This window comes from Pseudomonas veronii (assembly GCF_001439695.1).
GTDB lineage: Bacteria > Pseudomonadota > Gammaproteobacteria > Pseudomonadales > Pseudomonadaceae > Aquipseudomonas > Aquipseudomonas veronii.
On the sequence record NZ_JYLL01000001.1, the window covers coordinates 293,993 to 316,316 of the forward strand.

Consider the following 22,324-nt stretch of genomic DNA (forward strand, 5'->3'; position numbering starts at 1 on the left):
TATCAGCCACCCGATGTATAGCTGACCCTCCGCAATCGGGGCCAAGCCCCCTTCCACAGGGGGACTGGGTTGTGATTGAGATCTGTCTTTTCCTCCAGAAGCGCCGCACACCTACCGGTGTGCAGGTGCTCACCGCGTGAGATTGCGTTATGGATGGTATTTTCCTGCAGCAACTGGTCAACGGCCTGACCCTCGGGTCGGTCTATGGCCTGATCGCCATCGGCTACACAATGGTCTATGGCATCATTGGCATGATCAACTTCGCCCATGGCGAGGTTTATATGATTTCCGCTTACCTCGCGGCGATCAGTCTGGCACTGCTGGCTTATTTCGGCATCGAATCCTTCCCGCTGCTCATTCTTGGCACCCTGATCTTCACCGTGGTCGTCACCGGCGTTTACGGTTGGGTCATCGAACGGGTCGCCTACAAACCGCTGCGCAACTCCACCCGACTGGCACCGCTGATCAGCGCCATCGGTATCTCCCTGATCCTGCAGAACTACGCACAGATCGCCCAGGGCGCCAAGCAACAAGGCATTCCGACCCTGCTGGCCGGCGCCTGGCGCGTCGATATCGGCAGCGGTTTCGTCCAGTTGACGTACACCAAGGTCTTCATCCTGGTCGCTGCCTTCGCCGGCATGGCCTTGCTGACCTACATCATCAAGTACACCAAGCTCGGCCGCATGTGCCGCGCTACCCAGCAAGACCGCAAGATGGCCTCGATCCTCGGCATCAACACCGACCGCGTGATTTCCTACGTGTTTGTCATCGGTGCCGCCATGGCGGCCCTGGCCGGCGTGTTGATCACCCTCAACTACGGCACGTTCGACTTCTACGCCGGCTTCATCATCGGCATCAAGGCCTTCACCGCGGCGGTACTCGGCGGCATCGGTTCCCTGCCTGGGGCGATGCTGGGCGGGATCATCCTCGGTATTTCGGAGTCGCTGTTCTCGGGGTTGATCAACTCTGACTACAAAGACGTGTTCAGTTTCTCCCTGTTGGTGGTGATTCTGATTTTCCGTCCCCAGGGCCTGCTTGGTCGCCCACTCGTGGCTAAGGTATAAACATGTCTGCTGCCAAATCGATTGATATCAAAAAAAGTGTGGTCGATACGATCCTCGCCGGGCTGATTGCGTTGATCGTGTTCGGTCCGATCGTCGGCGTGGTGCTCGACGGCTACAGCTTCAACCTGCAACCCGCGCGCGTGGCGATCCTGGTCGCCATCGTGATGGCCGGCCGCTTTGCCCTCAGCCTGTTCCTGCAAACGCCCAAGGGCGTGAAGATTCTGCAGGGCTTCGAGAGCAGCGGTTCGGGCGTCCATGTGCTGGCGCCGGACTACAAGTCGCGGCTGCGCTGGATCATCCCGGCGCTGATCGTGATCGCCATCGTGTTCCCGATCTTCGCCAACAAGTACCTGCTCACCGTGGTGATCCTCGGGCTGATCTACGTACTGCTCGGCCTGGGCCTGAACATCGTGGTCGGCCTGGCCGGCTTGCTCGACCTGGGTTACGTGGCGTTCTACGCCATCGGTGCCTACGGCCTCGCGCTGGGGTATCAATACCTCGGCCTGGGTTTCTGGACGGTGCTGCCGCTGGCGGCCATCGCGGCGGCGCTGGCGGGGTGCATACTCGGCTTCCCGGTGCTGCGCATGCACGGCGACTACCTGGCGATCGTGACCCTGGGGTTTGGTGAAATCATCCGCCTGGTGCTGAACAACTGGCTGTCGTTCACCGGCGGGCCAAACGGCATGCCGGTGCCTTCGCCGACCTTCCTCGGCCTGGAATTCGGGCGCAAAGCGAAGGACGGCGGGATTCCGTTCCATGAGTTCTTCGGCCTCGATTACAACCCCAACATCAAGTTCATGTTCATCTACATCGTGCTGTTCCTGGTGGTGCTGGCCGTGCTGTACATCAAGCATCGCCTGACCCGCATGCCGGTCGGCCGCGCCTGGGAAGCCTTGCGCGAAGATGAAATCGCCTGTCGCTCCATGGGCCTGAACCACGTGCTGGTCAAGCTCTCGGCGTTCACCATCGGCGCCTCCACGGCCGGTCTGGCCGGGGTGTTCTTCGCCAGTTACCAAGGCTTCGTCAACCCGTCGTCGTTCACCTTCTTCGAGTCGGCGCTGATCCTGGCCATCGTGGTGTTGGGCGGCATGGGCTCGACGGTGGGCGTGGTGATCGCGGCGTTCGTGTTGACCGTCGCGCCGGAACTGCTGCGCAGCTTCTCTGAGTACCGCGTGCTGCTGTTTGGCGTGTTGATGGTGGTGATGATGATCTGGCGGCCACGCGGCCTGATCCGGATCAGCCGTACCGGTGTGACCCCACGTAAAGGAGTGGCGCCATGAGCAAGGAAGTCGTCCTGTCCGTGGAACATCTGATGATGCACTTCGGTGGCATCAAGGCCTTGAGCGACGTGAGCCTCAAGGTCGAACGCAACTCGATCTTCGCCCTGATCGGCCCCAACGGCGCCGGCAAGACCACGGTGTTCAACTGCCTCACCGGCTTCTACAAAGCCAGTGGCGGCAAGATCGAACTCAACGTGCGCGGCAAGCAGACCAACGTGATCCAACTGCTCGGCGAGCGCTTCGAGGCCATCGACTTCGTGTCGCCGAAAAGCTTCTTCAGCCGCGTGTACTACAAGATGTTCGGCGGCACCCACCTGGTGAACCGCGCCGGCCTGGCGCGGACCTTCCAGAACATTCGCCTGTTCAAGGAAATGTCGGTGCTGGAAAACCTGCTGGTCGCCCAGCACATGTGGGTCAACCGCAACATGCTCGCGGGCATCCTCAACACCAAGGGCTACCGCAAGGCTGAAAGCGACGCCCTCGACCACGCCTTCTACTGGCTGGAAGTGGTCGACCTGGTGGACTGCGCCAACCGCCTGGCCGGTGAGCTTTCCTACGGCCAGCAGCGCCGCCTGGAAATCGCCCGCGCCATGTGTACCCGGCCGCAGATCATCTGTCTCGACGAACCGGCTGCGGGCCTCAACCCCCAGGAAACCGAAGCCCTCAGCGCGATGATTCGCCTGCTGCGCGACGAACACGACCTCACAGTGGTGCTGATCGAACACGACATGGGCATGGTGATGAGTATTTCCGACCACATCGTGGTGCTCGACCACGGCAACGTGATTGCCGAGGGCGGGCCGGATGCGATCCGCAACGACCCGAAAGTGATCGCGGCCTACCTGGGCGCGGATGAAGAGGAGCTTGTATGAACGGGCCTATCCTCGAAATGAAGGACCTGGACGTGTTCTACGGGCCGATCCAGGCGCTGAAGAAAGTCTCGCTGCACATCAACGAAGGCGAAACGGTCAGCCTGATCGGCTCCAACGGCGCGGGGAAATCCACGCTGCTGATGTCGATCTTCGGCCAGCCACGGGCGGAGTCGGGGCAGATCCTCTACAACGGCGTCGACATCACCCACAAGTCGTCCCACTACATCGCGTCCAACGGCATTGCGCAGTCGCCGGAAGGGCGGCGGGTGTTCCCCGACATGACCGTCGAGGAAAACCTGCTGATGGGCACCATCCCCATCGGTGACAAGTTCGCCCAGGAAGATATGCAGCGCATGTTCGAGCTGTTCCCACGGCTCAAAGAGCGGCGTAACCAACGGGCGATGACCATGTCCGGTGGCGAGCAGCAAATGCTCGCCATCGCCCGCGCACTGATGAGCCGGCCCAAGTTGTTGTTGCTCGACGAACCGAGCCTGGGCCTGGCGCCGATTGTGGTGAAGCAGATCTTTTCCACCCTGCGCGAACTGGCGGCCACCGGGATGACCATCTTCCTGGTGGAGCAGAACGCCAACCATGCGCTGCGTCTGTCAGACCGGGCGTATGTGATGGTCAACGGCGAGATTCGCCTGACAGGCACCGGCAAGGAGCTGCTGGTGAACGAGGAAGTGCGCAACGCCTACCTCGGCGGCCACTGACCTAAATCACAACGCAGTCCCCCTGTGGGAGGGGGCTTGCCCCCGATGGCGGTGTATCAGTCAGAACACCTGATACTGACCCACCGCCATCGGGGGCAAGCCCCCTCCCACATTTGTTTTTGTGGTGTTCACAAGTGCGATCCCAAATTGTGGAAAACAAATCCGGCCACCTTCCAAAGCGCGACAGATAGCCGCCGCAAATCGCTGTTTTGTCACAGTTTTGACTTGTCCCCATCCGCTGTGGAACCGGCTGTGGGTAACGTGGGAGTAGCTGGCTGAAAGCCTTTGATTACGTGGCCTGCAGCGTGATGGTTGTTTTTTGATCAGTGGCTTTTTGGCGACCTGCCGAGGGGTTTGTCAACCTGTTTAAAGACACAGGTATATGACCGGATTATGTCTGTCCAACCTGTGGATAAGTCTGTGGTTAAACTCTGGAAAGACGCCCGCAGAGGCCGGAATGACTGGCCTGGAGCCATCGTTCGGTTTTTCCTCTCGTGCATGGGCCTACATACCGCCTCGTCCAGGTCAAGCAAAAAACTTTGCAAAACCGCCTGAAAGCCTTGTACACAGCGGCTCTGGGCTTTTTGCACTTGCCCCCAAAGACTGTGGGCGCAATTGTGGATAACCTGCGCGCATATGGCTGCAGGCCACGGTGTGTAAGGCTTTGCGTGGTTTGGTTAAAAACTGATCAGGCGTGCATGGCGTGATGTGCATAGCGGTTGCCGCGACGACGGTGTAAGGGCATTCTGCTGGCTTATTTTTTCCGATGCCCGCAAGGAGAACACCATGTCCAACACGCTGTTTATTACTGGCGCAACTTCAGGTTTCGGCGAAGCCTGCGCCCGTCGGTTTGCCGAAGCTGGCTGGAAACTGGTGCTCACCGGTCGTCGTGCCGAGCGTCTGAACGCGCTGGTCGAAGAGCTTTCCAAGCAGACCGAAGTACACGGCCTGGTGGTGGACGTGCGCGACCGCCAAGGCATGGAAGCGGCGATTACCGGCCTGCCGCCCGCGTTCGCCAAGCTGCGCGGGCTGATCAACAACGCCGGACTGGCCGTGGGCACCGATCCCGCGCCCAAGTGCAACCTCGACGACTGGGAAACCATGGTCGACACCAACATCAAGGGCCTGCTGACCACCACCCACCTGCTGTTGCCGCGCCTGATCGCCTATGGCCGCGGTGCCGGGATCATCAACCTGGGCTCCATCGCCGGCAGCTACCCGTACCCGGGCAGCCACGTGTATGGCGGCTCCAAAGCGTTCGTGAAGCAATTCTCGCTGAACCTGCGCTGCGACCTGCAAGGCACCGGCGTGCGTGTGACCAACATCGAGCCAGGGCTGTGTGAAAGCGAGTTCTCCCTGGTGCGCTTCGGCGGCGACCAGGCGCGCTACGACGCCACCTATGCCGGCGCCGAGCCGATCCAGCCGCAGGACATCGCCGACACCATCTTCTGGGTGCTCAACACCCCGGCGCACGTCAACATCAACCGTCTTGAGCTGATGCCGGTGAGCCAGAGCTGGGCCGGGTTTGCGATTGAGCGTGGGGCCAAGTAAGGCGTTAGACCGAGTCGCCTGCATCGGGGGCAAGTCGAATCGTCGCACCGCCCCTCCCACACTGAATTGGGTTCACACATCAATATCTGTGAACCACCTTCAAAGGTGGGAGGGGGCTTGCCCCCGATGAGGCCCTGAGGTCAGCCGAGAACCTTGACCAACCCCTGATAACAGGTCGCCAGATGATACGGCGTGGTCGACGGCATATCCCGTCGGCTCACGCTGCCCTGGGCATCCAGGCATTCATTCCAGCCCTTGGCATGCAGGAAGTGCTGCTGCAACGCGAGCAACTGGCGCTGCAGCACGGCTTCGCTGCCCGGCCGCAAGGTCAGTGCGCGCAGGTATTCCGCCTGGGCCCAGATGCGTTGGGTGCCGTCGCGCACGCTGCCGTCCAGGGCAAGCATGCCGCTGACCGCGCCGGTCCGGTTATCCACACCCGTTTGCTCGGCATAGGCAAAGGCCCGCGTCAGCGAAGCATGCAGCGGCGTGCCGCGCAGCACGTCGGAAGACTCAAGCAAGAAGAACCACTCGAACTGGTGCCCCGGCTCAAACCAGTTATCCACAGCGCCCAGCGGTTTTTCCATCATCACGCCGTGCTGGCGCTCGATGAAACGCTGCTGCATGGCCGTCGCCAAGGCCAGCAATGCGGTTTGCACCGCGGCGTCTTCACGCACCGCCAGGGTGGCGAGGAAGCCTTCCGCCAGGTGCATCAGCGGGTTTTGCAATGGGCCGGACTTGAGGGACGACCAATTACGCTCCAGCACCGCCTCGTACAGGCCATCGCCGCTGGCGAAACGTTGGGCGACCACTTCCAGCGCCGCATTCAACACCGACTCCACCAGCGGTTCGCGTACCTTGGCCCAGTAATGGGCGCAGGCGAAGATGATGAACGCGTGGGTGTACAGATCCTTGCGCTTGTCCAGCGGCTGGCCGGCGGGGTCGATGCTGTAGAACCAGCCGCCGTGCTCGGCGTCGTGGAAATGCCGTTGCAGCGAGCGGAACAACACGGCGGCGCGTTCTTCGGCAAAGGCTGCGCCGGGTTCGCCGATCAGGCTGGCGAACAGGTACAACTGCCGGGCACAGGCCATGGCGCGGTAGCGTTGCGGCGGCAGCGGCCGGTGGTCGGCGTCCAGCGCCTCGTAGGGCAGCGCCAGCTCGGCGTTCCAGCCCGGGCCCTGCCAGAGCGGCACGATCAGGTCATGGAAGTGCGTGAGCACGGCATTCAAGGAAGGCTGAAGGGCGGAGCTTGGAGCGATGGGCATCGGCTGGCGTCGTCACGGCAGGGGTGTAGGCGCGCATGGTAGCAGGCTTGGGATCAGTGGTGTCTGCGCCACCGATGAGGCGCTTAATCGCGCCGCAAATCAGCCAGCCAGCAACCAAACCCCGGTCGCCGCCGAAGCCGCCCCGGCAACCCGCACCAACGGCGCCGCCGCAGTCGGCAGCCAGCGCACCACGGCATAACCGGCAGCGTGCAACGCAGCGGTGGCGCCGACAAATCCGGCGGCATACGCCCAAGGGCTGGACATGTCCGGCAGCTCCAAGCCATGGGCCACGCCGTGGAACAGCGCGAACAAGGCCGTCGCCCCCAGCGCCATGAACAACGGCGGGCGCACCGCCAGCGCCACCGCCAGGCCCAGGGCCAGCACCGACGCGGCAATCCCGCTTTCCAGCGCCGGCAACGCCAGGCCTTCAAAGCCCAACAGGCCGCCGAGCAACAGGGTGGCCACGAAGGTACAGGGCAGCGCCCAACGCGCCGCGCCTTTTTGCTGGGCGGCCCACAAGCCGACCGCCAGCATGGCCAGCAAATGGTCGAGACCGCCCAATGGATGGCTGATACCCGCCACCAGGCCGTTGTCGCCGTGACCCGGGTGGGCGAAGGCCAAGGCGGGTGCGAGCAGCAGGGCGGCGGCAGCGAAGAGTTTTTTCAGGCGCATGGACAGGTTCCTTATGGGGTGATCAGGCCGCAGTCAGCAGGCCCTGGCGTTCGATGAAGGCGACGATCTCATCCAGGCCGACGCCGGTTTTCTGGTTGCTGAACACAAAGGGTTTACCGTTGCGCATGCGTTGGGTGTCGCTGTTCATCAGTTCCAGCGAGGCGCCGACCAAGGGCGCCAGGTCGATCTTGTTGATCACCAGCAGGTCGGATTTGCAGATGCCGGGACCGCCCTTGCGCGGCAGTTTATCGCCGGCGGACACATCGATCACATAGATGGTCAGGTCCGACAGTTCCGGGCTGAACGTCGCCGACAGGTTATCGCCGCCCGACTCCACCAGGATCAGGTCCAGGCCGGGAAAGCGCCGGTTGAGTTGGTCCACCGCTTCCAGGTTGATCGAGGCGTCTTCACGGATCGCCGTGTGCGGGCAGCCGCCGGTTTCCACACCGATGATGCGCTCGGGCGCCAGGGCCTGGTTGCGCACCAGGAAGTCGGCATCTTCGCGGGTATAGATGTCGTTGGTGACCACCGCCAGGTTGTAGCGATCACGCAAGGCCAGGCACAGGGCCAGGGTCAGGGCGGTCTTGCCGGAGCCCACCGGGCCGCCGATGCCGACACGCAGAGGTTGTGTGTTCATGTGCTTCTCCTAGGAACGGAACAGGCGGCTGTACTGGCGCTCGTGGGCCATGCACGCCAGGGACAGGCCGAACGCGGCGCTGCCGAAATGGTTGGGGTCGATGTGGCTGGCGTCCTGCTGGGCGTGTTGCAGCAGGGGCAGCAGTTCACTGGTCAGGCGTTGGGCGGCCTGCTGGCCGAGCGGCAGGGTTTTCATCAGCACGGCCAGCTGGTTTTCCAGCCAGCTCCACAGCCAGGCGGCGAGGGCGTCGTCGGGGCTGATGCCCCAGGCGCGTGCGGCCAGGGCCCAGCCCAGCGCCAGATGCGGCTCGGCGTGTTGTGCGAGAAAATCACGGGCCGCGTCGTCCAGTTCCGGCAGGCCGTTGAGCAGTTGCTGCAGGGAGTACCCCATCTGCCGGCTCTCCTGATACAGCTCGCGGGTCTCGCGACTGGCGCGGTGTTCCTCGCACAGTTGCGCCAGCTGCGACCAATCGCCGGTCACGGCGGCGCGGCAATGCGCGAGCAACAGCGGCGCTTCGAAGCGGGCGAGGTTGAGCAGCAACTGGTCGCTGATCCAGCGGCGGGCGCCGGCCGCGTCAAAGACGCGGCCATTCTCCACGGCCATTTCCAGGCCCTGGGAATAGCTGTAGCCGCCAATCGGCAATTGCGGACTGGCCAGACGCAGCAGCGCCCAGGCTGGGTTCATAAACGCACGCCGAACTGATGCAGCTTCGGCGGGTAGTTGAAATCTTCATCGCCATGGCGTGAATGGTGGTGACCGCCGCCGTAGGCCCCGTGTTCCGGCTGGAATGGCGCTTCGAGGGTTTCGGTCCGCGCGCCCAGCTGTTCAAGCATGGCCTTGAGCACGTAATCATCCAGCAGGCGCAACCAGCCGTCGCCTACTTGCAAGGCCACGTGGCGATTGCCCAGGTGATACGCGGCGCGGGTCAGTTCAAATGCATTGCGACAGGTGACGTGCAGCAGTTGTTCAGGGCGCGCGCAGACACGTACTACACGTCCGTCTTCAGCCTGTAGGAACTCGCCATCGTGCAGCGGCGGCTGGCCACGCTCCAGGAACAGGCCGACGTCTTCGCCGTCGGCACTGAAACAGCGCAGGCGGCTTTTGCTGCGTGCTTCGAAGTTCAGCAGCAACTCGGCGGCCCAGAGGGCTTGCGGGGCGATTCGGCGGTGGATCACCAGCATCAGAAGGCTTCCAGCTATGAGCGATAAGAGAGCTAGAGCAAGGGGCTTGCCAATCCCGCGCAGGAGTAGGAATTCCCTGAAGGCGAGCGCAGCGATGCCACCGAATAGGGCGTCAGTCAGTGCCTTTATGCCTCAATTTGGTGCGAGTCTGGAGGTGTAGCACTGGATGGGGGCGTTGTGTGTGGATGTGGTGTGCGGTTTTGCATGAAATTTCTCTCATCTAATTCGCACTGGTGTTTTTTCAGATTTCTCCTACGCAGCATCCGGATTCCGCGTTCAAAAAGTTACGCGCTGTTTCTTTAGGATTTGCGCCGTCTTAACACCACGGCGATTCATCAATGTTCAAGTCACTTTTCTTTTTAATCCTTTTCAGTCTTTCCTGCGTCATCTCATCGGCCTCGGCCAACCTGAAACCCCAATCGACATTCGGCTCTTCGCTGCCTGGTGTTCCAACGTCTTCGGTGGCGAATGTGGTCGACCGCGCCCATGCCCTGCTGGGCACCCCGTACAAATGGGGGGGCACCTCGGCCGAGCAAGGGTTTGATTGCAGTAGTTTCCTGGTCTACCTGTTCAAGACCGAAGCCAACATTCACATCCCGCGCACGACGGCGGCGATGCACCGTTCAACGGCTGCGACCGTCAAGCGCAACGAGCTCAAGCCGGGGGACGCGGTGTTTTTCAAAGGCAACGGGCGCGGTCAGGTCAGCCATGTGGGGCTGTATATCGGCGAAGGGAAATTCATTCATTCGCCGCGGGCCGGCAAGAATGTGCGGATCGATTCGCTGAGCAACAACTACTGGAACAAGAACTACACCGGCGCCAAGCGTTTCCACACGGCGGGTTGACGGCTTACTCGGTGCTGCCGAGGCCCTGCCAGTGCTTAAGGCCAATGAAGATGAAGCGCAACTGTTGGGTGATTTTCGCCTGGGGCGTGAGGTGGGCGGGCAGCGCGTGGGCGGGCGGGTCGATGATGTCGGGCAGGGTGGCGAACACACTTTTGACGATCAGGTCGGCCATCACGTGCAGGCCGTCGGCGTCCAGGTGCTGGAGCTTGGGCATCAGGGTCAGGTCGGCGGCCAGGTCACTGGTGATGTCTTCGCGCAGCGCGCCGATGGCTTGGCGCACAGCCAGGCAGCCACCGTACTGTTCGCGGGCCAGGAACAGGAATTGCGAGCGATTGGCCGCGACCACATCGAGGAAGATCCGCACGGATGCATCGATAATGCCGCCCATCATGAATTCGTTGTGGCGCACCAGGCGGATCGTGGCACGGAAGGTCTGGCCGACTTCGCTGACCAGCACCAGGCCCAGTTGGTCCATGTCGGCAAAGTGACGATAGAACCCGGTGGGCACGATCCCGGCTGTCTTGGCCACTTCCCGCAGGCTCAGGCTGCCGAACCCGCGGCCACACTCCATCAGATGGCGGGCAGCGTCCATCAGGGCGAGGCGGGTCTGTTGCTTCTGTTCGGCACGGGGCAGCATGGCGGGCGGGCTTTGTCGGCAAGTACAGCGACGCACTCTAGCAAAACCGCTTCATAGACGTCGAACTTGGCAGGGCATTGCGGCGTGGATACGTGACACGTTGTGCAGAAAGTCAAAAGCCCGATCCAGGGATCGGGCTTTTTTCCGGGCCACCACAGGCTTAGCTCTGAGCTTGATGCAGGTCTTGCAGACGGTCGGCACCGCCTTCAGCAACACCTTCTGTATAGGCACGTTTGTTGGCGTGTTCAGCACCACCTTCAACCAGGCCTTTTTCTTCCAGGCGGTTGTGGCCGTTTTCGGTCACGCCTTCGGTGTAAGCGCGTTTGTTGGCTTGTTCCGAACCATTTTCAGCAACGGCGCCTTTGGCGTAGTCACGGTTCTCTTGTTCTTGCGACCCGCTACGGGCGAGGGTTTGGCTGAATTGAACGGCATCGGCTTTGGCTTGTGGGATCGCTTGTTCAGCGGCCGGCAGGGCAAAGGCACTGGATGCCAGGACGGACAGCAGCACGGTAGCGAGTACTTGGCGTTTCATGATGGGTTGCTCCTTGGGAGGGCGATTAAGTGGGTACGGGGCTAATGCTACTCTCGATAAGTCGATATAAAAGTTCATAAACCCAATGGTAATAATCAACGGAATTGATTGTTCCCATGGGAGGCTCTAAGTCGAGCCTCTCAAGCCCGCGGTTTTGCACCGTGCTGGGTATTTTCGACACGCGCTTGGGTAACAATGGTGCGCTGGCGTGGGATAAATCTGTCGAAGTGGTCAGAAAAATGGATTTTTTCCGGCAAAACGTTGATTGGGTTAAACCCCGGGAGGGTTTGCCAGTCCTAGCTGTATAAGCTGTCTCAAGGGCTGTGACTCAGCCAGTCGTATTCAGGAGCTCTGTGCAATGACGCGCACTCGTAAAATCGTCGCTTGGTGCTGCGCCAGCATCGTTCTATCAATCGCCGTGGTGGTGTTGTTTTTGCTGTTCTTCGACTGGAACCGCATCAAACCGCCGCTCAATGCCAAGGTTTCCGAAGAACTGCATCGTCCGTTCGCCATCAATGGCAACCTGGCGGTGGTGTGGCGCCGTGAACTGGACGAGGGCGGCTGGCGTGCCTGGGTGCCCTGGCCCCATGTCATTGCCGAAGACCTGAGCCTGGGCAACCCCGACTGGTCGAAAACCCCGCAGATGGTCACGCTCAAGCGTGTGGAGCTGCGTATCTCGCCATTGGCCTTGCTGGTGCAACGCGTGGTGATCCCGCGTATCGACCTCGTCGAACCGAGCGCCGAGTTGCAGCGCCTGGCCGATGGGCGCGCCAACTGGGTGTTCACATTCGATCCCAAGGACCCTAACGCCGAACCCTCCGCCTGGGTGGTGGACATCGGTGCCATCGGCTTCGACAAGGGTCACGTGACCCTCGACGACCAGACCCTCAAAACCCAACTGGACGTGATCATCGACCCGCTGGGCAAACCCATTCCGTTTGGCGAAATCGTCGGCGATGCGGATGCCAAAAAGGTCTTGGAAAAAGGCGCGGCCCCCCAGGACTATGCGTTCGGCCTCAAGGTCAAAGGCCGTTACCACGGGCAGACACTCGACGGCAGCGGCAAGATCGGCGGCCTGCTCGCCTTGCAGGACGCGGCCAAGCCGTTTCCGCTGCAAGCCCAGGTGAGCGTCGCCGACACCCGCATCGCCGTGGCCGGCACCCTGACCGACCCGCTCAACCTCGGTGCCCTGGACCTGCGCCTGAAACTCGCCGGCGCCAGCCTGGGCAACCTGTACCCGCTGACCGGCGTCACCCTGCCGGACTCGCCGGCCTATTCCACCGATGGGCGCCTGATCGCGCAACTGCATCAAGCCAGCGGCGCGACGTTCCGCTACGACAACTTCAACGGCAAGATCGGCGACAGCGACATCCACGGCAACCTGGCCTACGTCGCCAGCCAGCCGCGGCCCAAACTCAGCGGCACGCTGGTGTCCAACCAACTGCTGATGGCTGACCTTGCGCCCTTGATCGGTGCCGACTCCAACGCCAAGCAAAAAGCCCGTGGCGGGATGAGCAAGCAACCGGCGACCAAAGTGCTGCCGGTGGAAGCGTTCCGCACCGAGCGCTGGCGTGACATGGATGCCGACGTGGAATTCACCGGCAAACGCATCGTCCACAGCACCGACTTGCCCTTCACCGATCTCTATACGCACTTGGTGCTGACGGATGGCGAACTGAGCCTGCAACCCCTGCGGTTCGGCGTGGCCGGCGGCAAGCTCGATGCACAGATCCGCCTGAACGGGCGCATCACGCCGATGGAAGGCCGCGCCAAATTGACCGCGCGCAACTTCAAGCTCAAACAGTTGTTCCCGACCTTCGAGCCGATGAAAACCAGCTTTGGCGAACTCAACGGCGATGCCGATATTGCCGGGCGTGGTAACTCGGTGGCGGCGTTGCTGGGCTCGGCCAACGGTGACCTGAAGATGCTGATCAACGACGGCGCCATCAGCCGGGGCCTGATGGAAATCGTCGGGCTCAACGTAGGCAACTACGTCGTCGGGCGCCTGTTTGGCGACAAGGAAGTGAAGATCAACTGCGCGGCGGCCGACTTCGGCATCAAGACCGGGCTCGCGACCACGCGCTTGTTTGTGTTCGATACCGAGAACGCCATCGTCTATATCGATGGCACGGCGAACATGGCCTCGGAGCAGCTCGACCTGACCATCACCCCGGAATCGAAAGGCTTCCGCCTGTTCTCGCTGCGCTCACCACTGTATGTGAACGGTCCGTTCATCAAACCGAATGCCGGCGTGAAAGCCATCCCCCTGGCACTGCGTGGCGCCGGCATGGTCGCGCTGGGCGTGATCGCCGGCCCGGCTGCCGGGTTGCTGGCACTGGTCGCGCCGAGCGGCGACGTGCCCAATCAGTGCGCGCCGTTGTTGCAGCAGATGAAGGAAGGCAAGGCGCCGAAGACCGTGAAAGGTTGATTCGGCGCAGTCGTAAGAAAGGGCGCCCCTAGGGGTAATGCCGATCAGTTAAGCCTTCTCGCTTGACCTTTGGCCGCAAAAAATCAAAATCCGATGCCTACACTGGCATCGGATTTTTTTATGCGTCTCGCTCGGGCACTGGAACTGACCCACAACATCGCCTCTACCCCCAACGCCATCGAGGGATTGGATGCCTTGATCGATCCTTCTTTGGTCGAACAGGCGCTTGAACAAGCGGGTGTGGCGACGCTGCGCAAGCGTCGTTTGCCGCTGGAAATGATGCTCTGGTGCGTGATTTCCATGGCGTTCTTCCGGCGCATGTCTGCCTGGGATGTGGTCAGTCGCATGAACATCATGTTGCCGGGCCAGCGCCCGTTGGTGGCCCCCAGCGCCGTAGTTCAGGCCCGTCAGAGATTGGGCAGCGAAGCTGTACGACAAGTCTTCGATTTGACCCAGAAAAGTTGGCATGAGGCGGCCGGCCATCCGACTTGGGCCGGTCTGCGTTTGTTGGGCGTCGATGGCGTTGTCTGGCGCACGCCCGACACGCCGGAAAATCGGGCGCGCTATGACTCCGCCAGCAACCAGCATGGCGACACCGGTTTTCCTCAGGTGCGCATGGTCTGCCAAATGGAGTTGACCAGCCATTTGCTGATTGGAAGTGCGTTTGACGGCTACCGCAGCAACGAAATGAAACTGGCCGAGCAACTGATCGAAACCACCCCCGATCACTCGCTGACGCTGTTTGATCGTGGTTTTTACTCGTTAGGTTTATTGCATCAATGGCAGCAAGCAGGCGTCGAACGCCACTGGCTGATGCCGCTGAAAAAAGGCTCGCAGTACGAGGTGATCCAGCGTTTGGGGCGCCAGGATGCGATTGTTTCGCTGAGCACTTCGCCGCAGGCCCGCAAGCAATGGCCCGGGTTGCTGATGTTCGAAGGCAAATTGTTCGAACATTGAGCCCAACCATTCAGAGGCTTGTTCCAACTGAGCATCGCCTGCCTTGCAGGTGCCGTGTTGCCCAGAGTCTACTGGGCCCTGGGTCCATTGCTCAGTGGGCCGATGAACGACGGAGCCCCCGCGTACAGCCATGAACTCTGGCTGGCTTCTGCCGACTACCTGACGCCTACCACATTGTTTCTGGCCGAGATCGGAAAGTCGCCAGAAGCGCTGAAAACCATGCCGACGTTTTTTGATTCCAGCAATGAGGTCGTCGAGCAGTATTTCGCTGTGTCTAAAGACGGCACCCGTGTGCCTAATGCCAGTCAGTTAAGCTGACTGGCATTTTTATTTCTGATCGGATACTTCGGTGATTTCAGCCGAATCGCCCGAGGATAAACGCGCTCCTCACGTCGATGCGGCAGCACGTAGTGCGGCGCTGAAGCATGAAGCTCGGCCAAATACTTGGGAATGTTCCCGGAACGGTCGGCGGAGACGCTGTTGATAAACCCGAGAATCGCCCAAGTGCAGGCGGTAAAGCTCATTTCGCACGGGTAAATGCCAGGACAGTGGCGACTCATTTCCACCATCTGATAGCGCAACAAGTTGTAGCCCAACAACACGCCCCACAACTCTTGCTCGATCATCTCTGGCGTCTTGCTGCGCAGCGTATAACTGCTGTTGAGCAGCGTCTGTTTCATCTCCCGAAATCCGAGTTCAATCTCCCATCGCTGGCTGTACAGATCGACGATTTCGTCGGATGGAAAGCGCAGCGGATCGGCCATCGACGTCAGGATCTGACACACCTTGCCCTTGACGGTTTTGCTCAGCAGTCGCGCGGTCAGCCGATCCGGCAATGGCATCAGCGCTCCGAACAGCAGGGCTATTGCGCCAGCCAAGCTGGTTGCGCTTGCGCGCAACGCGCCATGCCTGGTGCATCATGAAAAAGCACCCAACCGATGAAGATTGGGCTAAGTCATTGAAAAATATGGTCGGTACGGAGTGATTCGAACACTCTACCCCTAGCACCCCATGCCATTAACTTATGGATTTCACTGGACATCCACCCTCTGCTCCGAGGCCATCTTCCAGTTGAGCATTTAGCTGACAAAGTAAAGCCCTGACGGTTCATGGCCGTCAGGGCTTCTAATTTCTCAAGCATCTCAACATGGCGGAATGTATAATTATGATAGCAAGCTAACGATTAAATGTCGAGATTCTCAGCCACGATATCGTTTCGATTACAAATTTCAGCTAAGAAGCCACGGGTTCTGCATTTAGTTTCCCAGCCATTCCCTTAAGGCCCGGAACTCGTGACCGATCCTTTTCTATGCTCGTTGAGGAGAGGAGCTCTCGCCACTCTTCAAGGTAAAACACGCAGCCATGACAGCCTCATGGAAATTCGCTGACGTAACGGCCCCGATCGGCGTGCGGTCTTCCAGCATTCGGTGAGGATTCAGTAATGCTCGGTAAATCTCCCAGGAATCAGCGTCCTGCGAATGCTTCAGAACAGCCTGCACCAACCTATGTTTCAGGGGATCTAGGTGCCAATCTGGAACGCGCTGCCCCTGGTTACCCAGGCTCAGCGCAAGCACTTTTCTGGCCTGAATCTCGTAACTGATCCTCCGGCGTGATTTACCGGCCATCTCAGCGAACACCGCAGCCGGCAGGTTATGCGGGGCATTGAACATCTCCAGCATTTCCAGCCGCTCACGCTGAATATCCGAAAACTCAGGCATTGGTCCCGAAACAGCCGATATGCGCTGAACAGTCGCTGGCAGAGTTGGCATCGTGCTCCCTGACTTCGTCACCAGCAGGATGGGCGCAGGCGTCATTGCCGGGATCACTTCGTCAATACCATCCGCCAATTGCGGAACACTTTCTAGATGAACCGTGAGGTGCATGCTGGCTGACTCGATCTGGTTTTGCTCGAACAGGTTCAGCCGGTCGGCCCAGTCCTGCATCATGCGCCGCCGTTGCTCCACGTATTCGGCATGGTTGTACGCCGAGCTCACTTTGTCAGGATCAGAGTGCGAGAGCTGCGCATCGACCCAGGCCTTAGGGTAGCCAATTTCGTTGAGAGCGGTGGAAATGGTCCCCCTGATGCCATGACCTGTCAGTTGATCCTTGTACCCGATCCGTTTCAGCGCGGCGTTGAGTGTGTTTTCGCTGATGCGCTTTTTCAGATCACTGTAGTGAGTAAACAGGTATCGCTGCGCCGGCTTCACTTGATCGAGCAGGTGGCGAACGACCTCCATCGCCTGCACAGAGAGCGGCACGATGTAGGGCGGGATATCACCGGAACGCTTGCCTTCCTTGCGCAGTTCAAGCTGCAGCTGTTTTACCACTTCAGGGGGGATGATCCAGAGGCCCTTATCAAGGCGAAACTGATCCGGCGTCGCCAGTCGCAACTCCCCAGTGCGAACCCCTGTCAAAAGTAGCAACCGAAGGCCAAGCTGGGTCTGCAGCTTACCGGGATACTTGCGTAGTATCTGGAGCATGACCGGAAGTTCAGGCATGCGCAGAAATGGATTGTGACGCACAGGCGGCTGAGGCAACGCGACGACATCCAGATCGAACGCTGGGTTCAGCGGTAACCCAGGGACGATGATCAGTGCGTAACGGAACATCTGCCGGAACCAGGTACGGACCTTTTCGGCGGTAGTGAGCGCCTTTCTACGCTCGATCCTTGCAACGACTTCCAACAGGTCGGGGCGCTGGATCTCATAGATTGACCGCTTCCCAAGAACAGGAAGAACGTCTTTGGCAAAGATGCGCTGGATCTGTGAAAGCGTGCTCTGCCGTCCTTCCTTGAGAACGAGCCTACGATGCTCGACCCACTTGTCAAACACGGCCTTGAATGTGTTCTCGTCCGCGAGGCGGACGGACTGCCGCTTCTGCTTACGGTGTGCTCGGGGGTTGATGCCCTTGGCCAAAAGAGCTCGAGCTTCGTCGCGTAGGGCACGCGCTTCCCGGAGACTGACCTCAGGGTAAGTGCCCAGCGACATGCGTTTCTGCTTACCGGCCCAGTAGTAGCGGTAGTGCCACGACTTTCCGCCTTCAGGCGCCACCGCCAGGGACAGCCCATCAAGGTCGCCGAGGGTGTAGGGCTTTCCGGTTGCTTTTGCTTGCCGGACAGCCAGATCCGAGAGTGCCATGCTCTAGCTCCTGAACTCTTGGTCAGAACTAGATACTTGTCGCGCAGGCCTCGCTCCTCCAGCAACAATCCGGAAACCGTGACACCCGTATTGATGGACTTAAAAATGGACTTAAAAGTCGTGGCTGTCGGTGGTTTCCAGTGGAACTCGCTGGAACGAAAAAAGGACCCTAAGGTCCTGATTTCAGAGACCTACATAATTCCACGGAACTCTGTAGATCATAATTTGGAGCGGGAAACGAGACTCGAACTCGCGACCCCGACCTTGGCAAGGTCGTGCTCTACCAACTGAGCTATTCCCGCATTGGCGTCCCCTAGGGGACTCGAACCCCTGTTACCGCCGTGAAAGGGCGGTGTCCTAGGCCACTAGACGAAGGGGACACACGTACAACATTCACTCCCTGCCGCGTTTCGCTGTGTGCTTTACGCTGCAAGTGGCGCGCATTCTATGGATGGATTGAAAGGTCGTCAACCCCCCAGGATAAATTTATTTAAATCAATGACTTCGCCCCCCTTTCCAGGCCCGTGCGGGCATTCTGCGCGTCCGCGCCTTGACGCCTATATTCTGGCGCCCGACAAGACGCTATAGTTCGCTCAGCAACTGATGGCATTGTGCATCTACGCAGGGAATGCTTACGTATATAGAAGAAACTACCTGGGCAACTGGTCGAACAGTCCTATCCGGCAGATGTCTCAGTCACTACACTCAACAGCAAACCCTATAAAGAGGTCGCACCGGTGACACCACTCATGATCACCCTGCTGGTAATAGCCGGGATCGCAATACTGATCGCCATTGGCTATATGAACCATGTGGTGGAAAACAACAAACTGGAAAAGCAACGCACCGTGATCGAGCTTAATGACCGGCTGCGTCGCTGTGGTGAAATCACCGAGACCTTCCCCGGCCAGTTGATGACTCCGGCACTCAAGCTGCTGCTGACCCGCCTGGAACTCAACGTCAACCAGCGCTTGTTGCACCTCAACAAGTCCAGCGCACCGCTCAAGGCGCGGATCGCCGAACTGAATGCGCTGGTGGCCCAGGGCGAATCGATCCCGGTCAACAACCCGCCCGGCCCGATCCAGACCGAAGCCAAGGCCAAGGACGTGCGCTTCCTGCTCGAAGCCCTGCACGGTCAGGTCACCCGCGCCGCCCAGGACGGTTTCCTGCCGGCCAATGAAGCCAAGCACTGGATCAGGGAGATTCGCCACATCCTGGTCCTGCTGCACATCGAGTTCTTCAACAACCTTGGCCAGCATGCCCTGCAACAGAACCAGCCGGGCCAGGCGCGCCTGGCCTTCGAGCGCGGCGTGCAGTACCTGCGCAAACAGCCTGAGCCGGCGATCTACAGAGAGCAACTGCAATTGCTGGAGAGTCAATTGGCGCGCGCCAACTCCACGGTGCTGACCAACAGCAAACCGGCGGAAGATGAAGTCAACGAACTGACCGAAGGCCTGAAAGTCGCCGACACCGACGCCGAGTGGAAGAAAAAAGTCATCTACGACTGACCTCCCCCACCCCATGTGGCGAGCGCTCCTCGCCACATGCCATCATTTAGCATCTATCCCCTCGCCGTCGACTCGCGTACAAAAGTCCCCCTCACTCCGTGAAGTTAGAGGCCCGCTATGCCTGTCGCCGTGATTGATGGACAACCGCTGCACTATGTTGACCAGGGCCGCGGCCCGGTCGTCCTGCTGGGTTCGAGTTACCTGTGGGACCGCGCCATGTGGGCACCGCAGATCGAAGCGCTGTCGCAGCAATACCGCGTGATCGTCCCCGAACTGTGGGGCCACGGCGAGTCCGGGCCGCTGCCGGCGCACACGCGCTCCCTGGACGACCTGGCGCGCCAGGCCCTGGCACTGCTCGACCAGTTGCAGATTGCCCAGGTCAATCTGGTGGGTTTGTCGGTCGGCGGCATGTGGGGCGCACGCCTGGCCCTGCTGGCGCCCGAGCGGGTCAACAGCCTGGTGCTGATGGACACCTACCTCGGCGCCGAACCCGAGGCCACGCGCCAGCACTACTTTTCGCTGTTCAAGATGATCGAAGACGCCGGCGCCATCCCCGAGCCGCTGCTGGATGTGGTCGCGCCGATCTTTTTCCGCCCGGGTATCGACCGCGCATCGGCGCTGTACCAGGATTTCCGCAAAGTCTTGCAGGGCTACCCCACGGCGCGCCTGCTGGACAGCATCGTGCCCCTGGGTCGGCTGATCTTCAGCCGCGCAGATGTGCTGGAGCAGTTGTCACGCCTGGACGCCGACACCACCCTGGTGCTGTGCGGCGAACAGGACACGCCTCGCCCACCCGCCGAGTCCGAGCAGATGGCCAGCCTGATCGGCTGCGGCCTGAGCCTGATTCCCGACGCCGGGCATATCTCCAGCCGCGAGAACCCGGACTTCGTCAATGAAGCGCTGCTGACCTTCCTCGCCAACCACGCCTGATCGCGCCCCGGCCCTTTGATCGCGGCCCGGCGGCGGCGATCAAAGGCGGAAGTGCCCCACCATGCCCTTGAGTTCCGCGCCCAACCGCGCCAGCGCAATACTCGACGCGGCATTGCCCTGCATGCTCAACGCCGATTGATCGGCACTCGCGCGAATGCTGGTGACGCTGCGGTTGATCTCTTCGGCCACCGAACTCTGTTGCTCGGCCGCCGCCGCAATCTGCTGATTCATTTGTTGGATCAATGACACCGCGACCGCAATGCTGCCCAGCGCGCTTTCGGTTTCCAGCGCATCGCTGACGGCCAGCTTCACCAACTCGCCGCTCTGCTGGATCTGCTGCACCGACGCTTGCGCCGCGCTGCGCAAGGTGCCGACCAGGCGCTCGATCTCCTCGGTCGATTGCTGGGTGCGCTTGGCCAGCGCCCGCACCTCATCGGCCACCACCGCAAAACCACGGCCTTGCTCACCGGCGCGCGCGGCCTCGATGGCTGCGTTGAGCGCCAGCAGGTTGGTCTGTTCGGCCACGCTTTTGATCACGCTCAACACGCTGCCGATGTTCTGGATTTCGCTGCTGAGGCTGTCGATGCTGGCGCTCGCGCTGGTGCTGGACGTGGCCAGCTGTTCGATGCGCTGCAAACTCTGGCGCACCACCTGCTGGCCGCTGTCGACTTTGTCATCGGCGGTCTGCGCAGCCTGTGCGGCCTCTTCGGCGTTGCGCGCCACATCGTGGACCGTGGCGGTCATCTGGTTCATCGCCGTGGCGACCTGCTCGGTTTCTTCCTTCTGGCTGCTGACCTCGATGTTGGTCTGCTCGGTGACGCTGGACAGCGAATGCGCCGAACTGGCCAATTGCTCGATGCCCGCTTGCAGCCTGCTGACCATATCGCTCAAGCCGCTGCCCATCTGTTGCATCGCCTGCATCAACTGGCCGATTTCATCGCGGCGGCTGACGTCCATGCGCCCACTCAAATCGCCGGCTGCGATCTGCTGGGCCACCGCGATCACCCGGCGCAGCGGCGCGACGATCAACCGGGTAATCACCCAGGCCGCAATCAAGCCCATCAACAGCGCCAGGGCCGAGGAGCCGATAATCAGCAGCGCGCTTTTCTTCAACTGCGCCTGCATCGACTGATCTTCGGCGGCATACGCCTGGTCGACGCGGCCGACCACTTGGTCGGCGCGATCATGCAATTGTTTGTAGACCACTTTTTCCTGGGCCAGCAGGCCGGTGTATTCGCCGAGCTTTTCATTGAACGCAGCGATATGCCCGCCGACCTCATTGAGCACCGTCTGGTAACCGGCGTCCTTGACCGAGGTCTTCAGTAACTCGACCTGGGCCAGCGCCTGCTCGGCCTGTTCGATCTTGCCTTGTTCGGCGTTGTCTTCCTGCCCTTTGCGGCTCTGATCGAGGCGCACATGGGCCTCGTTCATGGCTTGCAGCATCAACCGCGAAACCTGGCTGACCTGCCCCGCCTGCTCGATAAACTCGGCGCCCTCCTTGCCCTGGCTTTCCTTGAGGCCATAGGCGCCATCGTCGGCCAGGCCGGCCTGCAACACATCGAGGTTATTGGCCACGCTGGACACCGACCAACTGGCCATTTCCAGTGCCAGGTCCTTGGTCTGGGTCAGTTCGACGAACTCATCGAACGCCTTGCGGTAAGCCGCCAGGGCCTGTTCGACCTCGGTCATCAGCGGCACGTTGGTCGCAGACTCGGCCTTGAGGCTGGCGGCCAGGGCGGCCAAGGCGTCGACTTGCTCATGCAGGGCGTCGACGGACTTGGGGTCGGCGTGCAGCGCATAGTCCTGCTCGATCAAACGCACCTTGAGCAGCCCGCTGTTGAGCGAAGACATGCTCTTGAGGCCCTCGAAACGCAGGCCAACGGTTTGCAGGGACCACACGCCAATCGCTGCGACCAACGCAGTCAACAGCAGCACCAGGCTGAAGCCCAAACCCAGTTTTTTCGCCATACCGAGGTTGGCGAAACGTCGTTGCACGGCCGAAATCATTGCACTTGAATCCTCTTGCAATGGCGGATGCCATCAAGTCCGGTTTCCCAGTAGCGAGATTCGCAACCCCAAGGCCCTGAACACAAGTCGTTGGCGCCACAATAATGGCAA

At 60.7% G+C, this 22,324-nt stretch carries 20 protein-coding genes, 2 tRNA genes and 2 pseudogenes; 11 read left to right on the top strand and 13 right to left on the bottom strand.

Annotation, left to right across the window (positions count from 1 at the left end; genetic code table 11):
* The first annotated feature begins 149 nt into the window (after nt 1-149).
* From TU80_RS01220 to TU80_RS01240, 5 genes are all read left to right on the top strand, one after another.
* On the top strand, nt 150-1,064 hold the full coding sequence (locus TU80_RS01220; protein ID WP_003236186.1) for an ABC transporter permease subunit: 915 nt from the start codon (nt 150-152) through the stop codon (nt 1,062-1,064).
* Nucleotides 1,065-1,066: 2 nt separating this feature from the next.
* Nucleotides 1,067-2,344, top strand: coding sequence for a high-affinity branched-chain amino acid ABC transporter permease LivM (gene livM, locus TU80_RS01225; RefSeq protein ID WP_017849725.1), 1,278 nt, complete (start codon nt 1,067-1,069; stop codon nt 2,342-2,344).
* A complete protein-coding gene (locus tag TU80_RS01230) occupies nt 2,341-3,216 on the top strand; it encodes an ABC transporter ATP-binding protein (protein WP_057003687.1) in 876 nt (291 codons plus the stop codon). Before livM ends, TU80_RS01230 begins: the two co-directional genes overlap by 4 nt.
* Nucleotides 3,213-3,929, top strand: a complete 717-nt coding sequence (locus TU80_RS01235) for an ABC transporter ATP-binding protein (protein WP_017849723.1) — start codon at nt 3,213-3,215, stop codon at nt 3,927-3,929. The genes TU80_RS01230 and TU80_RS01235 overlap by 4 nt, the downstream gene beginning before the upstream one ends.
* Before the next feature lie 786 nt (nt 3,930-4,715).
* Nucleotides 4,716-5,480 (top strand): SDR family oxidoreductase, encoded by a 765-nt coding sequence (locus TU80_RS01240; RefSeq protein ID WP_057003688.1) that lies wholly within the window; start codon nt 4,716-4,718, stop codon nt 5,478-5,480.
* A gap of 140 nt (nt 5,481-5,620) precedes the next feature.
* Here TU80_RS01240 and TU80_RS01245 read toward each other — a convergent pair whose 3' ends face one another.
* The 5 genes from TU80_RS01245 to ureE form a co-directional block, all read right to left on the bottom strand.
* Nucleotides 5,621-6,742, bottom strand: a complete 1,122-nt coding sequence (locus TU80_RS01245; RefSeq protein WP_026140378.1) for an AGE family epimerase/isomerase — start codon at nt 6,740-6,742, stop codon at nt 5,621-5,623.
* 99 nt (nt 6,743-6,841) lie between these two features.
* Nucleotides 6,842-7,414 (bottom strand): HupE/UreJ family protein, encoded by a 573-nt coding sequence (locus TU80_RS01250; RefSeq protein ID WP_057003689.1) that lies wholly within the window; start codon nt 7,412-7,414, stop codon nt 6,842-6,844.
* A 22-nt stretch (nt 7,415-7,436) separates the two neighbouring features.
* Entirely contained in the window at nt 7,437-8,051 is a 615-nt protein-coding gene (ureG, locus tag TU80_RS01255; RefSeq protein ID WP_017849719.1) for an urease accessory protein UreG, read from the bottom strand.
* A gap of 9 nt (nt 8,052-8,060) precedes the next feature.
* Nucleotides 8,061-8,735, bottom strand: a complete 675-nt coding sequence (locus TU80_RS01260; protein ID WP_057003690.1) for an urease accessory protein UreF — start codon at nt 8,733-8,735, stop codon at nt 8,061-8,063.
* Complete coding sequence (gene ureE, locus TU80_RS01265) at nt 8,732-9,232, bottom strand: urease accessory protein UreE (RefSeq protein WP_017849717.1); 501 nt, start codon at nt 9,230-9,232, stop codon at nt 8,732-8,734. The genes TU80_RS01260 and ureE overlap by 4 nt, the downstream gene beginning before the upstream one ends.
* 338 nt (nt 9,233-9,570) lie before the next feature.
* Here ureE and TU80_RS01270 point away from each other — a divergent pair, with 338 nt between their 5' ends.
* On the top strand, nt 9,571-10,077 hold the full coding sequence (locus tag TU80_RS01270) for a C40 family peptidase (RefSeq protein WP_026140377.1): 507 nt from the start codon (nt 9,571-9,573) through the stop codon (nt 10,075-10,077).
* Nucleotides 10,078-10,081: 4 nt separating this feature from the next.
* Here the strand turns inward: TU80_RS01270 and TU80_RS01275 are convergent, their stop codons facing one another.
* Nucleotides 10,082-10,714, bottom strand: a complete 633-nt coding sequence (locus TU80_RS01275) for a TetR family transcriptional regulator (protein ID WP_046384878.1) — start codon at nt 10,712-10,714, stop codon at nt 10,082-10,084.
* Nucleotides 10,715-10,874: 160 nt separating this feature from the next.
* Complete coding sequence (locus tag TU80_RS01280; RefSeq protein WP_046384877.1) at nt 10,875-11,246, bottom strand: hypothetical protein; 372 nt, start codon at nt 11,244-11,246, stop codon at nt 10,875-10,877.
* 358 nt (nt 11,247-11,604) lie between these two features.
* Between TU80_RS01280 and TU80_RS01285 the strand changes: the two genes are divergently transcribed.
* The 3 genes from TU80_RS01285 (at nt 11,605) to TU80_RS32995 (ending at nt 14,949) form a co-directional block, all read left to right on the top strand.
* Nucleotides 11,605-13,674 carry an AsmA family protein gene (locus TU80_RS01285; protein WP_057003691.1) on the top strand — a complete coding sequence of 690 codons (2,070 nt, stop codon included), beginning with the start codon at nt 11,605-11,607 and terminating at the stop codon, nt 13,672-13,674.
* Nucleotides 13,675-13,794: 120 nt separating this feature from the next.
* Nucleotides 13,795-14,631: an IS4 family transposase gene (locus TU80_RS01290; RefSeq protein WP_282956010.1), complete on the top strand. Its 837-nt coding sequence runs from the start codon at nt 13,795-13,797 to the stop codon at nt 14,629-14,631.
* 102 nt (nt 14,632-14,733) lie between these two features.
* Nucleotides 14,734-14,949, top strand: coding sequence for a hypothetical protein (locus TU80_RS32995; RefSeq protein WP_169796375.1), 216 nt, complete (start codon nt 14,734-14,736; stop codon nt 14,947-14,949).
* Here TU80_RS32995 and TU80_RS01300 read toward each other — a convergent pair.
* From TU80_RS01300 to TU80_RS01315, 4 genes and pseudogenes are all read right to left on the bottom strand, one after another.
* A pseudogene (locus TU80_RS01300) lies at nt 14,937-15,467 on the bottom strand (transposase); the annotation flags it as partial. The gene TU80_RS32995 and the pseudogene TU80_RS01300 overlap by 13 nt on opposite strands.
* A 471-nt stretch (nt 15,468-15,938) precedes the next feature.
* Entirely contained in the window at nt 15,939-17,768 is a 1,830-nt protein-coding gene (locus tag TU80_RS01305; protein ID WP_057003693.1) for a tyrosine-type recombinase/integrase, read from the bottom strand.
* Between the two features lie 226 nt (nt 17,769-17,994).
* Nucleotides 17,995-18,070 (bottom strand) — tRNA-Gly (locus tag TU80_RS01310).
* 2 nt (nt 18,071-18,072) lie between these two features.
* Nucleotides 18,073-18,148, bottom strand: a tRNA-Glu gene (locus TU80_RS01315).
* Between the two features lie 357 nt (nt 18,149-18,505).
* Between TU80_RS01315 and TU80_RS01320 the strand changes: the two genes are divergently transcribed.
* Nucleotides 18,506-19,276: a hypothetical protein gene (locus TU80_RS01320; RefSeq protein WP_046384177.1), complete on the top strand. Its 771-nt coding sequence runs from the start codon at nt 18,506-18,508 to the stop codon at nt 19,274-19,276.
* Between the two features lie 117 nt (nt 19,277-19,393).
* Entirely contained in the window at nt 19,394-20,206 is an 813-nt protein-coding gene (locus TU80_RS01325; protein ID WP_057003694.1) for an alpha/beta fold hydrolase, read from the top strand.
* 39 nt (nt 20,207-20,245) lie between these two features.
* Here the strand turns inward: TU80_RS01325 and TU80_RS33875 are convergent, their stop codons facing one another.
* Both TU80_RS33875 and TU80_RS33880 read right to left on the bottom strand, forming a co-directional pair.
* Nucleotides 20,246-21,127, bottom strand: a complete 882-nt coding sequence (locus tag TU80_RS33875; protein ID WP_370737521.1) for a methyl-accepting chemotaxis protein — start codon at nt 21,125-21,127, stop codon at nt 20,246-20,248.
* Nucleotides 21,107-22,213: pseudogene (locus TU80_RS33880) on the bottom strand (HAMP domain-containing protein); the annotation flags it as partial. The pseudogene TU80_RS33880 and the gene TU80_RS33875, both read right to left, overlap by 21 nt.
* Nucleotides 22,214-22,324 lie beyond the last annotated feature (111 nt).